The sequence below is a fragment of the Sanguibacter suarezii NBRC 16159 genome (assembly GCF_001552735.1).
In the GTDB taxonomy this organism is placed as follows: Bacteria; Actinomycetota; Actinomycetes; order Actinomycetales; family Cellulomonadaceae; genus Sanguibacter; species Sanguibacter suarezii.
Genome location: NZ_BCRT01000001.1, coordinates 25,962 through 40,162, shown reverse-complemented (window position 1 = coordinate 40,162; position 14,201 = coordinate 25,962). Strand labels below are relative to the sequence as shown.

At 68.9% G+C, this 14,201-nt stretch carries 13 protein-coding genes and 1 tRNA gene; 3 read left to right on the top strand and 11 right to left on the bottom strand.

All coding sequences use genetic code 11. The annotated features are described in order from the left end of the window. Positions 1–47: 47 nt before the first annotated feature. The 7 genes from SS2_RS00165 to SS2_RS00135 form a co-directional block, all read right to left on the bottom strand. On the bottom strand, positions 48–926 hold the full coding sequence (locus SS2_RS00165) for a metal ABC transporter permease (RefSeq protein WP_066460182.1): 879 nt from the start codon (positions 924–926) through the stop codon (positions 48–50). Then, complete coding sequence (locus SS2_RS00160; RefSeq protein WP_066460180.1) at positions 923–1,663, bottom strand: metal ABC transporter ATP-binding protein; 741 nt, start codon at positions 1,661–1,663, stop codon at positions 923–925. The genes SS2_RS00165 and SS2_RS00160 overlap by 4 nt, the downstream gene beginning before the upstream one ends. Then, positions 1,663–2,601, bottom strand: coding sequence for a metal ABC transporter substrate-binding protein (locus tag SS2_RS00155; RefSeq protein ID WP_066460178.1), 939 nt, complete (start codon positions 2,599–2,601; stop codon positions 1,663–1,665). Before SS2_RS00155 ends, SS2_RS00160 begins: the two co-directional genes overlap by 1 nt. Before the next feature lie 171 nt (positions 2,602–2,772). Beyond that, a complete protein-coding gene (locus SS2_RS00150; RefSeq protein ID WP_083941370.1) occupies positions 2,773–4,578 on the bottom strand; it encodes a C69 family dipeptidase in 1,806 nt (601 codons plus the stop codon). A 531-nt stretch (positions 4,579–5,109) separates the two neighbouring features. Beyond that, the gene (locus SS2_RS00145; protein WP_083941475.1) at positions 5,110–5,715 is read right to left on the bottom strand and encodes a sugar O-acetyltransferase; all 606 of its coding nucleotides are present in this window, start codon (positions 5,713–5,715) and stop codon (positions 5,110–5,112) included. A 32-nt stretch (positions 5,716–5,747) separates the two neighbouring features. Further along, positions 5,748–6,128, bottom strand: coding sequence for a tautomerase family protein (locus SS2_RS00140; protein WP_245643235.1), 381 nt, complete (start codon positions 6,126–6,128; stop codon positions 5,748–5,750). A gap of 70 nt (positions 6,129–6,198) precedes the next feature. Further along, a tRNA-Lys gene (locus SS2_RS00135) sits at positions 6,199–6,271 on the bottom strand. A 395-nt stretch (positions 6,272–6,666) separates the two neighbouring features. Between SS2_RS00135 and SS2_RS00130 the strand changes: the two genes are divergently transcribed. After that, entirely contained in the window at positions 6,667–6,960 is a 294-nt protein-coding gene (locus SS2_RS00130) for a Fe-S cluster assembly protein HesB (RefSeq protein ID WP_066460171.1), read from the top strand. Positions 6,961–7,067: 107 nt separating this feature from the next. Here the strand turns inward: SS2_RS00130 and SS2_RS00125 are convergent, their stop codons facing one another. After that, positions 7,068–7,805: a M50 family metallopeptidase gene (locus SS2_RS00125; RefSeq protein ID WP_066460170.1), complete on the bottom strand. Its 738-nt coding sequence runs from the start codon at positions 7,803–7,805 to the stop codon at positions 7,068–7,070. Between the two features lie 330 nt (positions 7,806–8,135). On the opposite strand from SS2_RS00125, the gene SS2_RS00120 reads away from it, so the two are divergent. Both SS2_RS00120 and msrB read left to right on the top strand, forming a co-directional pair. Beyond that, positions 8,136–9,641 carry a DEAD/DEAH box helicase gene (locus SS2_RS00120; RefSeq protein WP_245643255.1) on the top strand — a complete coding sequence of 502 codons (1,506 nt, stop codon included), beginning with the start codon at positions 8,136–8,138 and terminating at the stop codon, positions 9,639–9,641. A gap of 138 nt (positions 9,642–9,779) precedes the next feature. Further along, complete coding sequence (gene msrB, locus SS2_RS00115; RefSeq protein WP_066460168.1) at positions 9,780–10,184, top strand: peptide-methionine (R)-S-oxide reductase MsrB; 405 nt, start codon at positions 9,780–9,782, stop codon at positions 10,182–10,184. Between the two features lie 69 nt (positions 10,185–10,253). On the opposite strand, the gene SS2_RS00110 is transcribed toward msrB, so the two are convergent. The 3 genes from SS2_RS00110 to SS2_RS00100 form a co-directional block, all read right to left on the bottom strand. Further along, positions 10,254–11,903 carry an MDR family MFS transporter gene (locus SS2_RS00110; protein WP_245643231.1) on the bottom strand — a complete coding sequence of 550 codons (1,650 nt, stop codon included), beginning with the start codon at positions 11,901–11,903 and terminating at the stop codon, positions 10,254–10,256. A 71-nt stretch (positions 11,904–11,974) separates the two neighbouring features. After that, positions 11,975–12,463, bottom strand: a complete 489-nt coding sequence (locus SS2_RS00105) for a MarR family winged helix-turn-helix transcriptional regulator (RefSeq protein ID WP_066460165.1) — start codon at positions 12,461–12,463, stop codon at positions 11,975–11,977. Between the two features lie 175 nt (positions 12,464–12,638). After that, entirely contained in the window at positions 12,639–14,114 is a 1,476-nt protein-coding gene (locus SS2_RS00100; RefSeq protein WP_066460163.1) for a sugar porter family MFS transporter, read from the bottom strand. Positions 14,115–14,201 lie beyond the last annotated feature (87 nt).

Here is a 14,201-nt window from a genome sequence, read left to right as displayed (position 1 = left end):
CGGACGGTGACGCCGTCCGGGCCCTTCTGTCATGTCTGCCGCGGGTGTCAGGGCGCCGCGGGGGTGAGGGGCCGCCGGCGGCGCCGGGCCATGACCCGGGTCCCGACGAGCCCGTGCCGCGGGCTGAAGAGGTACACGACGACGAAGGCGGCGCCCTGGGCCAGGACCACCATGGCCCCGGAGGCGGCGTCGAGGTAGTAGCTGAGGTAGAGGCCCACCACCGCGCAGACGGCGGAGAGGGTGGGGGCGATGACGAGCATCCGCCCGAACCGGTCGGTGAGCAGGTGAGCGGTGGCTCCCGGGATGATGAGCATCGCGACGACGAGGATCACCCCGACCGCCTGCAGGGCGACCACGGAGGTCAGGGCGAGAAGACCGAGCAGGGCCGCCCCCAGCACCCTGGGGTTCAGCCCGATCGCGTGGGCGTGGGTGGGGTCGAAGGCGAAGAGCGTGAAGTCGCGGCGCTTGGCCACCAGGATCGTGAACGTCACCGCGCCGAGGACCATCACCTGGACCAGGTCGGTCCAGGACACCCCGAGCAGGTTGCCGAAGATGATGTGGCTCAGGTCCGTCTGGGACGGGGTGACGGAGATCAGTACGAGCCCGAGGGCGAACAGCGTGGTGAAGACGATGCCGATCGCGGCGTCCTCCTTGATCCGGCTGGTGTCCCTGACCGCGCCGATGAGCGCGACGGCGAGGAACCCGAAGACCACAGCGCCCAGCGCGAAGGGCGCACCGACGATGTAGGCGAGCACGACGCCGGGCAGCACCGCGTGGGAGACGGCGTCGCCCATGAGCGACCAGCCGATCAGGACCAGCCAGCAGGAGAGCACGGCGCAGACGATCGCTGCGACCAGGACGGTCGCCAGGGCGCGGACCATGAAGTCGTAGGTGAGCGGCTCGAGGAGCAGGTCGAGGAGGTTCATGCGGCGTCTCCGCGGTTGAGGACGTCCAGGCCGAAGGCCAGGGCGAGGGCCTCGGGCTGGAGCACCTCGGCGGGGCTGGCGTGCAGGAGCACCCGCCGCATGAGCAGGATCGCCTCGTCGGCCAGGGCGGGGAGGGTGTGCAGGTCGTGGGTCGAGACGAGGACGGTGGCCCCGTCATCGGCGAGCTCGCGCAGCAGGCGGGTCATCGTGGCCTCAGTGCGTTTGTCGACACCGGCGAAGGGTTCGTCCAGCAGCAGGATGCGTGCGCCCTGGGCGATCCCGCGGGCGACGAAGGCGCGCTTGCGCTGTCCGCCGGAGAGCTGACCGATCTGCCGCGACGCGAGATCGGTGAGCTCGACCCGTGTCAGCGCGTGCTCGACGGCGTCGTGGTCGGCTGCGCGCGGGCGGCGGGTGAAGCCCATGTGACCGTAACGCCCGGTCATGACCACGTCCCGCACGGACAGCGGGAACGACCAGTCGACGTCTTCGCTCTGGGGCACGTAGCCCACGGCTCCGGAGCGGCGGGCCTGGGCCGGGCTCTGTCCGGTGACGCGGACAGTGCCGGAGTCAGGGCGCACCAGGCCCATGATCGTCTTGAACAGGGTGGACTTCCCCGACCCGTTCATCCCGATGAGGGCGCACACCCGGCCGGGCGCGACGTCGAGCGTTGCGCGGTCGAGGGCGAGGACCTCGCCGTAGTGCACGGTGACGTCCTGCACGGAGATCGCCGCGGTCATCAGGGCTGTCCGGTCAGTGCGTCGATGATGACCGCGGCGTCGTGGCGCATGAGGTCCAGGTAGGTGGGCACCGGGCCGTCGGCGTCGGAGAGGGAGTCGACGTAGAGCGTGCCGCCGAAGGTGGCGTCCGTGGCGTCCACGACCTGCAGCATCGGGGCGTTCGAGACGGTCGACTCGCAGAACACTGCTGGTACGTCGTTCTCGCGGACGAAGTCGATCGCCGACGCGATCTGCTTCGGGGTTGCCTGCTGCTCGGCGTTGACCGCCCAGATGTACTTCTCGGTGAGCCCGGCGTCGCGGGCGAGGTAGGAGAAGGCCCCCTCGCAGGTGACGAGGGCGCGCTGGTTCTCGGGGACGGCGGACAGCTCGGTGATCAGCTCGTCGTGGACGGCCTGCAGCTCGGCTGCGTACGCCGCGGCGTTGGCCGCGTAGGCACCGGCGTTGTCCGGGTCGAGGTCGCTGAAGGCGTCGACGAGGTTGTCGACGTAGATCTGAGCGTTGACCGGGCTCATCCACGCGTGCGGGTTGGGCAGCCCGGTGGAGGCGCCGTCGCTGATGTCGAGGGGTTCGACGCCCTCGCTGACGACGACGTGCGGCACGTCGAGGTCGGCGACGAACTGCGTGAACCACGCCTCGAGGTTCATCCCGTTGTCGATGATGAGGTCTGCCCCCGCAGCCCGGCGGATGTCACCGGGGGTCGGCTCGTACCCGTGGATCTCGGCACCGACCTTGGTGATCGACTCCACCTGCAGGTGCTCGCCAGCGACGTTCGCGGCGATGTCTGCCAGGACGGTGAAGGTCGTCAGCACGACCGGGCGCTCGTCGGCGTCTGCGTCGTCCGCGCCGGTGCTGGTGCACGCCGTCAGGGACAGGGCGAGAGCAGATGCCGCAAGCGTCGCCGCGACGCTGCGAGACAGGGAACGAGGGGAGCGCGGCATGAGGCATCCTTCGGCGAGCGGTGCACCGGAAGGGTGCGCCGTGGGCGAGCGAGAGGAGTGCATCGTAATGTTCGGCTAGCCGAACTTTCAAGTGAGGACTGCCTGCATGACGGCGCCTCGCCCGGCTGAGCCGGGCGAGGTGCCTGTCGAGTGCGTCCGCGGAGGGAGCGCTTATGCGGAGCGTCGAGCCATGACGATCCAGACGACGCCAGCGCCCAGGACCAGGCCCAGCACGCCGCTCAGTCCGATCCACATCGTGGATCCGTCGGAGTCGGCGGAGGTTCCCGCGGCGTCCGCGCGGTAGTCCGGAACGTTGCTCGGGTCGCCGTACGTGCCCTGGCGCTCGGCGGTGCTGCCGTCGGCCCACCCGCCGCCGAGGTCGCAGTTCATGCGGTCGCGTGAGGTTGCGCCCTCGAATGCCATGCTCAGGCTGCGGACCGATGCGGTGGTGCCGTCGGGCACCTCGACGTCGGGCGCGCGCAGTCCGCCGTCCGCTTCGCTGCGCGCGAGGATGTCGTCGAGCAGGTATCCGCCGAGCGCGAGGCCGTCCAGGGCCGTCTCGTGCGTGAGGGCGGTCAGGACGCGTGCGCCGGCCTCGGCGTCGCCGTCGGCGTACAGCTTCTCAGCCTCGGCGATGGCCTCGTCGTGCTCGCTGAGCCAGGTGGCCTCGATGCCCTCGAAGGCGTCGGTCACCTCGGCGAGGTACTCCTCGGGGCGCGAGCACGTGGCGTACATCAGACGCTTGTAGGTCTGGGTGGCGTACTCGGTGGCCTCCTGCTCGGCGTACTCAGGCGCGAGGTAGCTCGCGGACGCTCCGGCGGTGAGGTACCGGTGCTGGGAGTACTGGACCGGCACGTCGTCGGTCCCGATCATCACCGGGATGTACGGAGCGGTCACCGAGGCCGTGGGCGCCACCCAGAGGGTGCGCAGTGCGGGGTCGGTGATGTCGTCGCGGAGCTCGGCGACCTGGCCGTAGCCGGAGCGGTCGTCCGACCAGCGGGGATCGCGCACCAGGCGCATCGCGTCCTGGAGGGTCAGGGCGTCCATCGACTCCAGCTCAGCCTCGAGGGAGACTGGGTTGCGGTAGGGCGAGGGGTCGGTGGGGTCAGCAGTCACGCCCACGTCGAAGGAGGCGGTCGGGAAGTCCTGGCCGTAGACCTCCTGGAGGTTGATCGAGTCGCCACCGGGGGTCCACCACCCCTGCTCGGTCGCGACGTCCAGCAGGTTCGGGGAGCTGACGTAGTCGGGGTTGTCCCCGCCCACCGCGTCGACCGGGAAGTCCTGGATGTATCCCGGGTAGGACACGCGGATGTCGTCCGCGCTGAGCCGTTCGGCAGCCCAGAGCCCGGCGCCGCCGGAGAACTCCACGAACACCCAGCCCTCGTTCTCGTCGGCGAAGAGGTGGGAATTGCCGCCGTAGGTGGTGAAGCCGTGCTCGTCGATCAGCTCACCGAGGATGTCGACGGCGTCGCGGGCGCTCGTGGCGCGCTCCATGGCGATGCGGGACAGGTCGGAGTAGCTCGGGCCGGTCTGGTCCGTGGGAGTCATGTCCCACAGCTCTTCGCGCGAGTTGGACCACACGTCGCGGGCGGCGACGCCGTGCTCGTTCAGCCCGCCGTTGGTCAACGGAGCCGGGAACCCGGCGAACTCGGAGTAGTTGGAGGTGATGTACCGCGCGGTCTCTCCCACCTGGGGGATCTCGGTGAGGACTCCCGGCATCTCGGCAGCCTCGGTCGCGCCGACGGTGATCATCGAGCCGGCGGGGTGCTGCTGGCGAGGGACCACCTCGAGCCAGTGGCTCGACGGCTCGTGGCCAAACCCGCCGAGGATCGTGTGGCCTGAGGCCGTGCGATTCTTGCCGATGTAGAAGGCGATGCTCTTGTCCGGGTCACGGGTCTCCGCGGACGGGGTGTCGGTCTCCGCACTTCCCCGCAGCTGCGGGACTGCGGGGGATGCTGACGCACTGGGGGCGAGCACAAGAGCGCCCGTCCCCGCTAGAACAATGGCGATACCGGCCGAGGCCGTACGTCGAAATAGGATAAGTGCCTCCCGGCGTTTGAATGTTAATGTGGCGGGGAATGATCACGCCGCCTAAAGTTTCTATCTGGCGCTCAAACGCCTTGCCAAATCCTGCCTGCTCGTGTATCTGCGCGCGGCGGAGTGGGAGGTTGTCGCGCTAGATCCGGTGGAGTTCCTGGCCTGTCGGGGATCCACTAGGTGAGACGGTGCGGCGGCGTTGCGGCACGTCACAGGCGCGGATGGGGCGCTCGAGGCCGGGAGGCCGCCCGGTGTGTCCGGTCCCGTCGTGGTGCGCGGCAGCGCTTGGGTCGCCTGTCGCTGTCGTTATTCCGAGACGCCCTAAAGCGCCCGGGAACAATGTGGCGACCAGTGATGGAATTAATGCTCGCAGGTCGTCAAGGAGGCTATTGTTGGCGCTTCTCGCGGTCGCCCTCGTCAATAGGTCACGCCTACGCCGTCAGTGTGACGGCGGTCGGCGCAGGCGGCGGCTCAGTGCTGGGGGACGTAGCCCGTGCGGTCTGCCTCGGTGATGGTGCGCAGCACGCGCGCAGGGTTGCCCGCGGCGATGACGCCCGCCGGCACGTCGCGCGTGACGACACTGCCCGCGCCGATGATCGACCCGGCGCCGATGCTCACCCCGGGCAGGATCGTCACCCCACCGGCGATCCAGACGCCGTCGCCGATGGTCACCGGGCGAGCGTCGCACGCGCCAGCGATCCGCTCGCCGAGGTCGAAGGCGTGGTTGGAGGTGTAGATGCCGACCTTGGGGCCGATGAGGACGTCATCACCGATGGTGATCGCTGCGCCGTCGAGCATGACGCAGTCGAAGTTCGCCCAGAACCGGTCGCCTACGCGGATGTTCCGGCCGAACTCGCACCGGAAGGTCGGCTCGAAGTTCGCACCCTCCCCGGCCGCGCCGAGCACCTCGCGCAGCAGGGCCTCCCGCTCAGCCTGCGGTCGTCCGTAGGAGGCGTTGTAGGTGTTCGTCGCCAGGACGGCTGCCTGCCGCGCCGCGACGAGCTCGGCCGTGAGGTCGTCGTAGGGCGCGCCGGTGGCCATGTGAGCGAACTGCTGCTGAAGGTTCGGGGAGGTCATGAGGCCATTGTGGTGCTTGGGCTCGCACGCGGTCACACGTTGATGTCGAAGCCGAGGTCCAGGTCGCAGGCTGCACGGCCGCCGAGCCCCCAGTTCTCCGGCGCACTCTCGCGAAGGAGGATGGAGACGTTGTCTCTGGGGATGTCGAGGGCTTCAAGGCGCTCGACGATCTCGCGGTAGAGGTTCCGCTTGGCGTCGATCGAGCGTCCAGAGAAGCAGTCGATCGTGACGCGCGTGTAGCTGTCTGCGACTCCGGCGTCGGGACCATGCACCATCGCATGCGGCTCATAGGTGAGCACGCGGATGCTGCGGTCGTGCGCCGGGATCTTGAACGCGGCCACGAGTGCCCCGTGCACGGCATCGATGAGCGCAACCTGCTGCTGCGGGGTATAGATGCGGCGAACTTCGATCAAAGAACTAGGCATCATGGCATCCTGCCACCCACCGAAAGGGATCGGCTACCCCCTGATTCCAGGGAAACGGTGGGCCCCGTGGGGCTCGAACCCACGACCCGCGGATTAAAAGTCCGATGCTCTGCCAACTGAGCTAGGGGCCCTGGCGCGCTGGCCGCCCCGGTGCAGCCCGGCGTCGAGCAGGTGGGCCTGCGGTGACGAGGGGCAACGTCGGAGGGGCTGACTCGCCGAGCCACCAGATTACGCGGTCCGTCCCTGAACGGGTAACTGGTGCCCTGCGGGCCCACGGAGCAGGCGTCGCATTGACATGTTCGCAGGACCTTCACATTCTGCTGGGAGGTCCGGGATCGCCCGGCTCTCGGGCGGAAGAATCGGTGAACGCGCAGGTCGCGACCCTCTGATCTGGGCGTTCCCGGTTGCAGCATGAGCCAGGGATTGTTTCGGTGGGGGAGTCCGCATGACTCCCGGACGTGCTCGTCACAGCCGCGTAACCCGTGGCTTGAAGAGTAGGGAGTGCCCGGCTACGAGAGGAGATCTCGTGCTTACTCTGACTGACAACGCCCGACTCGCTGTGCAGGACCTTGCCACCCAGGCCAACCTCCCGGACGAGGGCGGTCTCCGGATCGCCGCGGCTGAGGGAACCCCTGGTGACTTCGACCTGGCCCTGGTGACCGAGGCGCCACCGACCGACGAGGTGATTGCCCTCGAAGGTACCCACGTCTTCGTGGAGCCGGTGGCCTCGACCTCGCTGGCCGACCTAGCGCTCGACGCAGACGCGACCGGCCAGACGACGTCGTTCACACTCACCCCGCAGGACACCGTCACTCCCTAGCGACGGTTGACCTGACATGACGATGCCCCCGGTCGCGACCGGGGGCATCGTCATGCCCGCACAGGATGGGCGCAGGGATCAGAAGCAGGCGCTACGCAGCAGATGCGTCAGAACCGCGGCAGGTCCTCGATGGACCAGGCCCCGATCCACCACGACCCGAGCACCAGCGCGCCGACCGTCACGACGAAGAAGGCGAAGACCCAGAACAGTCCCGGCAGCGGCGTGAGCCTCGCGAGCATGTCTGCGTCGGAGCTGCGCGCCTTGCCGGCGCGGCGCGAGGCCTGCAGCTCGATGACCGGGCGCGGGGCGCCCAGCAGCAGGAACCACGTGACGACGTAGGCGACCGCGGTCTGCCACTCGGTGCTGGCGTACCAGGAGACCGCACCCAGGACCAGGACGCTGACGAGGATCGAGAGCAGCCCGAACCAGTTGCGGATCTGCAGGAGCATGAGCGCCAGCACGGCAACGAGCAGCCACAGCAGCCCGATCCCGTAGCCCTGGCGCAGCATGAACGCCGCCCCCAGGCCCACCAGGCCGGGCGCCGTGTACCCAGCGAAGGCCGTGCACACCATCCCGAAGCCGCGCGGCTTGCCGTAGGAGACAGTCAGCCCGGAGGTGTCCGAGTGCAGCCGGATCCCGCTCAGCCGGCGACCGGTGAGCAGCGCGACGACGGCGTGCCCACCCTCGTGGGCGATGGTCACCACGTGCCGGGTCAGGCGCCACGGCGGGCTGAGGACGGCGACGAAGGCGACGGCAGCCGTGGCCCACACGACCCACTGCTCAGGCGGTGGCAGCTGCTCGGTCGCGCGGGACCAGATCTCGGAGAGGATCGACACGACAGACATTCGACCACATCCAGCCGCGAACCGGTTGCGCCTGGTCAGGTGCGGTGCAGGCGGCGTGCGGAAGATGGGTGGGAGTCGGGGATCACACCCTCGAACATGCGGACGATTCCTCGGGCATGAGAGACTGGGTAGAGGCAGCGCGAGTGACGCGCGCCGAGCGTCGAGGGAATCGCCCGACGGCGCATAGAGATAAGGCACCCCTTGACGAATTCACAGCGCTCCGGCGCGCCCGCAACTTCCCGTACCCAGAACACCTCGGCCCGCACCACGGCAGCCCCTGCCGCAGCGGCACCCGCAGCGGAGTTCACGGACTTTGCGCTTCCTGCCCCGATCATCAGCTACCTCGCTGACACCGGGATCACCGCACCCTTCCCCATCCAGACCACGACGCTCCCCGACACCCTCGCCGGGCGCGACGTGCTCGGCCGTGGCCGTACCGGCTCCGGCAAGACCCTCGCGTTCTCGCTGCCGACCGTGACCCGCCTCGCGCAGTCCTCCGGTCGTCGCAAGCCGAGCCGCCCGCGCGGCCTCGTGCTGTGCCCCACCCGTGAGCTGGCCAACCAGATCAACGCGGTCATGGAGCCCCTCGCCAAGCTCGTCGGTCTCAAGACCACCACGATCTTCGGTGGCGTGGCCCAGAGCCGCCAGGTCACCGCGCTGCAGGGCGGCGTGGACATCGTCATCGCCTGCCCCGGCCGCCTCGAGGACCTCATCAGCCAGAAGCTGGTCTTCCTCGACGAGGTCGAGATCACCGTGCTGGACGAGGCCGACCACATGGCCGACCTCGGCTTCCTGCCCGGCGTGAAGCGCATCATGGACCGCACGCCCGCCAAGGGCCAGCGCCTGCTCTTCTCGGCTACCCTCGACAACGGCGTGGACCAGCTGGTCAAGCGCTACATGGACGCTCCCACGAGCCACGCCGTCGACTCCGCCGAGTCGCACGTGTCCACGATGACGCACCACATCTTCGAGGTCTCCGACGCCGGCGCCAAGCGCGACGTCATCCACGCCCTCGCCTCCGGCACGTCCAAGCGCGTGCTGTTCACCCGCACCAAGCACCAGGCCAAGAAGCTCGCCAAGCAGCTCACGGCCGACGGCGTCCCCGCGGTGGACCTGCACGGGAACCTCGGCCAGGGTGCGCGTGAGCGCAACCTCGCCGCCTTCTCCTCCGGCGCGGTCAACGTGCTGGTGGCCACGGACATCGCGGCCCGCGGCATCCACGTCGACGAGGTCAGCCTCGTCGTGCACGTGGACCCGCCCGCCGAGCACAAGGCCTACACCCACCGCTCGGGCCGTACCGCCCGCGCCGGGTCCGGCGGTGACGTGGTCACGATCATGCTCCCCGAGCAGCGCGGCGACGTGCGTGACCTGACCCGCCAGGCGAAGATCAATGCCCAGCCCCGCAAGATCGTCCCCGGCGACGAGGCCATCGCGCGCCTGGTCGGCGAGGTCGCCGCATACGTCAAGCCCGCGCCCGTCGTCGAGCAGCCGCAGCAGCAGCGCTCCAGCGGTGGTGGCGGCCGTGGCCGCTCCGGTGGCCGCGGGGGACGCTCCGGCGTCTCCGCGACCGGCGCCCCGCTGACCGAGCGCCCCGCGTCCTCGCGCGGCGGCTCGACCGGGGGCTCCTCCCGCGGTGGGGCTCCGGCCTCCCGCGGAGCTGCCGGTGGCCGGGCAGGCGGCAGCGGCCGCAGCACCGGCCGCGGCGCACCCGTGCAGTACTCCACGTCCACGCCCGGCTCCGGCATGGCGTCCTCCCCGGCCTCCTCCGCTCCCAGCGGTGAGGGTCGCGGCGGCCCGCGTCGTTCCAGCACGCAGGGACGTCGCCGCCAGGGCTGAGACGCCCTCGCGGTGACGGCGCCCTCAGACTGAGGGCGCCGACCCGTACCCCAGCACCACCCACCGAGGCCCGCCGGAATCATCCGGCGGGCCTCGGTGTTCTCACGGAGCAGGACCAGCGACGACGGAGGGACGACGATGACGTACGACGTGACCAAGACCGAAGAGGACTGGCGCTCAGAGCTCAGCCCGGAGGAGTTCGCGGTGCTGCGTCGCGCGGCCACCGAGCGCCCCTGGACGGGGGAGCTGCTCGACGAGAAGCGCACCGGCATCTACCGCTGCCGGGCGTGCGGCAACGAGCTGTTCCGCTCCGACACCAAGTTCGACTCCCACTGCGGATGGCCGAGCTTCTACGCGCCCAAGGAGTCCGACGCCGTCGAGCTCCTCGAGGACCGCAGCCTGGGCATGGTGCGCACCGAGGTGCGTTGCGCCAAGTGCGGCTCGCACCTGGGCCACCTGTTCGACGACGCACCCCAGACCCCGACTGGGGACCGGTTCTGCATGAACTCGGTCTCGCTGACCTTCGAGGACGGCGCCTCCTAGAGGCTGGCTGCGCATACGACGAAGGCCTGGAACGAATCGGTCCAGGCCTTCGTCGTGCGTGAGCTCAGGTCAGCGTGCTGACCGTGTCGTCTCCTTGCCGAGCGCGTCCGCGTCGTCGGCGTCGGCCTCGTCGGCGTCGTCGTCACCCAGGAGGGCTGTGGCGGGCTCGATGTAGGCGAGCTGCTCTGCGGCCAGCGCCTCGGTGCGAGCGAGCTCCTCGAGCCGCTCCTGGACACCGGACTTGTTGCCCAGCGGGATCTCCTTGAGGAAGAGCACCGCGATGAGCGTCACGAAGGCGATGGGGGAGGCGATGAGGAAGATCTCAGCGACCCCGACCCCGTAGGCCATCTCGACCAGGTCCTTGAGCGGGCCGGTCAGGGTGTTGATGTCCGGGATGGCGCCGCTGCTGATCGCGCCGCCGTCGATGCCCATGTCCCGTAGGCCGTGGGTGATCTCGGAGGTCACGCGGGAGCCGAGGATGGCGCCCAGCGCCGAGACACCGATCGCACCACCGAGGGTCCGGAAGAAGGCGATCGCGGAGGTTCCCGTGCCCATCTCCGAGGGAGCGAGGGTGTTCTGCGCGGCCAGGATGAGGTTCTGCATGAGCATCCCCATGCCGATGCCGACGATGAACATGTAGAGGCCGATGACCACCATGTTCGTGTGGTAGTCGATGGTGCCCATGAGACCGAGGCCAGCCACGAGCGAGATGGCACCGGCGACCATGAACTTCTTGTACCGGCCCGTCCGGGTGATCAGGGCTCCGGCGCCCATCGAGGCGATGAGGTTACCGGCGATCATCGGGATGGTCAGCAGGCCGGAGACGGTCGCGGACTTGCCGCGGGACACCTGCATGTACTGGCTGAGGAAGACCGAGGCTCCGAACAGGGCGACACCCACAGCCGCGCTCCCGATGACGGCGAGCACGAAGGTGCGGTTGCGGAACAGCGTGAGCGGGATGATCGGCGCCTCGACGCGGCTCTCCACCCACACGGCCACCGCGAGGATGACGAGCGACCCGATGACCATCGAGAAGGACTGCCAGGAGAGCCAGTCGAAGTTGTTCCCGGCGAAGGTGATCCACAGGAGCAGTCCGGAGATCCCCACGGCGATGAGCAGCGCGCCCCAGTAGTCCAGGCGGGCGCTCACCCGCGGCATGGCCGGCAGGTGGAGGGTGCGCTGCAGGACGATGATCGCGGCGATCGCGAAGGGGACGCCGACGAAGAAGTTCCAGCGCCACCCGACCGTGTCGGTCAGCGCGCCACCGAGGAGCGGGCCGCCGACCATGCCCACTGCCATGATCCCGCCCATGAGGCCCATGTACTTGCCGCGCTCACGCGGGGAGATGATGTCCGCGATGAGCACGGTGGCCAGCGCCGTCAGGCCACCGGCGCCGATGCCCTGGAAGGCGCGGAAGAGGATGAGCGTGCCCGAGCTCTGGGCGAACCCGGCGGCTGCCGCGGAGATCACCGTGATGACGAGGGCGATCTGGATGAGCGTCTTGCGGTTGACGATGTCAGAGAGCTTGCCCCAGATGGGCGTGCTGATCGTCGTGGTGAGGAGGGTCGCGGTGACCACCCACGTGAAGGCGGACTGCGTGCCCTGGAGGTCGGAGATGATCTTGGGGAGCGAGGAGGAGACGACCGAGGTCGCCAGGATGGAGACGAACATTCCCAGGAGGATCCCCGAGAGCGCCACCATCACTTCCCGGTGGGTCATCTCAGCAGGTTCACCGGCGACGTGGGCGGATGCGGTATCAGGTATGTGATCAGGTGCTTTAGTGGCTTTGGTCATGCGAGTTCCTTAGGTTCTTTGGTGTGGGCGCCGTGCGCCTGCTCGCCCGGATGTTCTGCGATCGTCTGCGCGATCGCTGTCATGTGAGCTGTGGCGAGCCGGAGCTCGTCCGGGTCCCATCCTTCGAAGATCTCCGCCATCATCGACTCGACCGCCTTGCCGAGCTGGGCGACCTTCTCGCGTCCCTCGTCGGTCAGCATGACCGTGCGGGCGCGGCGGTCGTCGTGATCGACGTCGCGTGCAGCGAGCCCTGCGTCGACGAGGGCGCTCACCTGCCGGCTCGTGACCGACAGGTCGACCCGGAAGTGCTGAGCGGCGCAGCCGATCTGCACCGGGCCGTGGGCGTTGAGGTAGCGCAGCAGGCCGATGCTCGCCCGCGGCAGATCGAGGCTGCGGGTCAGCCGCGAGCTGATCTCACGCTGGGCGCGGCCGAACTCCTCGAAGGCGCGGAGGATGTCGTGGACGGCAGGGGTGGTGATGACCAAGGGTCTTCCTTTCAACCGTTCTAGTTTAATCACTTGCTTGCAGTCTGCAACCATTAAATGGTGTGAGGGAAGACGCCCTCACCGCGCCCGCACAGCGACCGACCGGCCCCGGACACGACGGCGCCCACCGTGTCCAGAGACAGGGTGGGCGCCGTGGGCAGTGCGGTGATGCAGGTCAGGAACGCTTCGGAGCGGTCTCTTCCATGTCCTCGAGGTCGCGGTTGCGAGTCTCCTTGACCTTGAAGGCCACGAAGACGAAGGACAGCAACGCGAAGGTGCCGTACATCGCGTAGACCCAGGAGAGCCCGAGTCCCTCGGCCATGGGCGGGAAGGAGACCGTGATGGCGAAGTTCGCGATCCACTGCGCCGCAGCGGCCAGCGCCAGGGCGGAGGCACGGATCCGGTTGGGGAACATCTCGCCGAGCAGGACCCACACGACCGGGCCCCAGGACGCGCCGAAGGAGATGACGAACACGTTGGCCGCGATGAGGGCGACCGTGCCCCACGGAGAGGGGAGGGTGACGTTGTCGCCCGACCCGGTGGCCTGGGTGAAGGCCAGAGCCATCATCCCGAGGGAGACGGTCATGCCGGCCGAGCCGGCGAGCAGCAGGGGCTTGCGGCCGATCTTGTCCACCAGCGCGATGGCCACGAAGGTCACCACCACGTTCGTGATCGCGGTGATCGTCGAGACGGTGAAGGAGTCAGAGTCGTCGAAGCCGACCGAGCGCCACAGCGTCGTGGAGTAGTAGAAGATGACGTTGATCCCGACGAACTGCTGGAACACCGAGAGCAGGATGCCGACCCACACGATGGGCAGCAGGCCGAAGCGTGGTCCGCGCAGCGAGGCCTGCTTGGTCAGCTTGGCGTCACGCGCGACGGTGTCCTCGATCTGGGTGACCTTGGCGTCCACGTCGACCGGGCCCAGCACAGACCGCAGGACTGTTCGAGCCTCATCGATCTTGCCCTTGGCCACGAGGTACCGAGGCGACTCCGGGACGGACAGCGCCACCCAGGCGTAGATCGCGGACGGGATCACCGCGACGAGGAACATCCACCGCCAGGCCTCGAGGCCGAAGAGGGAGTCGCCCATGGCGATCGGGGTGCCGGACTCGACCGAGCCGGCGGTGGTGGCGAAGAGCTGGTCGGAGAGCAGCGCGGCGAAGATACCGATGGTGATCGCCAGCTGCTGCAGCGAGGCCAGCCGGCCGCGGATCGCCGTCGGGGAGATCTCGGCGATGTACGCCGGGGTGATGACCGAGGCGATACCGATGCCGATGCCGCCGACGACGCGCCACAGGATCAGGTCCCACACCGCGAAGGCGAAGCCGGAGCCGAGCGAGGAGACGAGGAACATGATCGCGCCGACGAGCATGACGCGGGGGCGTCCCCACCGGTCAGCGAGGCGGCCGGCGTACCAGGCACCCAGCGCGCAGCCGAGGAGGGCGACGGCGACGGCAAAACCGGTGACCGTGGCACTGAGGGCGAAGTCGTCCTCGATCGCGTCGACGGCGCCGTTGATCACCGAGCTGTCGAAGCCGAAGAGGAAGCCTCCGACCGCGGCCGAGACAGACAGTCCGATCGCCTTGCGGTTGGCTGAACGTATGGCTTGAGTCTGTGATGGGTCGGTCGGTGTTTCCGCTGATTCGGTCATCTTCCGCCTCCGGACGATCGTTGCGGGCCCGCGTCGTCAAACACGAGGCGCCGGGATTTTTGCCTCACACACACTAATGGCGCCTGA

Bases quoted from the DNA above. Each gene is read 5' to 3' on its own strand.
- SS2_RS00155 (WP_066460178.1), bottom strand. From the start codon at position 2,601: ATGCCGCGCTCCCCTCGTTCCCTGTCTCGCAGCGTCGCGGCGACGCTT.
- SS2_RS00110 (WP_245643231.1), bottom strand. From the start codon at position 11,903: ATGACCCACCGGGAAGTGATGGTGGCGCTCTCGGGGATCCTCCTGGGA.
- SS2_RS00100 (WP_066460163.1), bottom strand. From the start codon at position 14,114: ATGACCGAATCAGCGGAAACACCGACCGACCCATCACAGACTCAAGCC.
- SS2_RS00125 (WP_066460170.1), bottom strand. From the start codon at position 7,805: ATGTCTGTCGTGTCGATCCTCTCCGAGATCTGGTCCCGCGCGACCGAG.
- SS2_RS00165 (WP_066460182.1), bottom strand. From the start codon at position 926: ATGAACCTCCTCGACCTGCTCCTCGAGCCGCTCACCTACGACTTCATG.
- SS2_RS00160 (WP_066460180.1), bottom strand. From the start codon at position 1,663: ATGACCGCGGCGATCTCCGTGCAGGACGTCACCGTGCACTACGGCGAG.
- msrB (WP_066460168.1), top strand. From the start codon at position 9,780: ATGACGTACGACGTGACCAAGACCGAAGAGGACTGGCGCTCAGAGCTC.
- SS2_RS00145 (WP_083941475.1), bottom strand. From the start codon at position 5,715: ATGACCTCCCCGAACCTTCAGCAGCAGTTCGCTCACATGGCCACCGGC.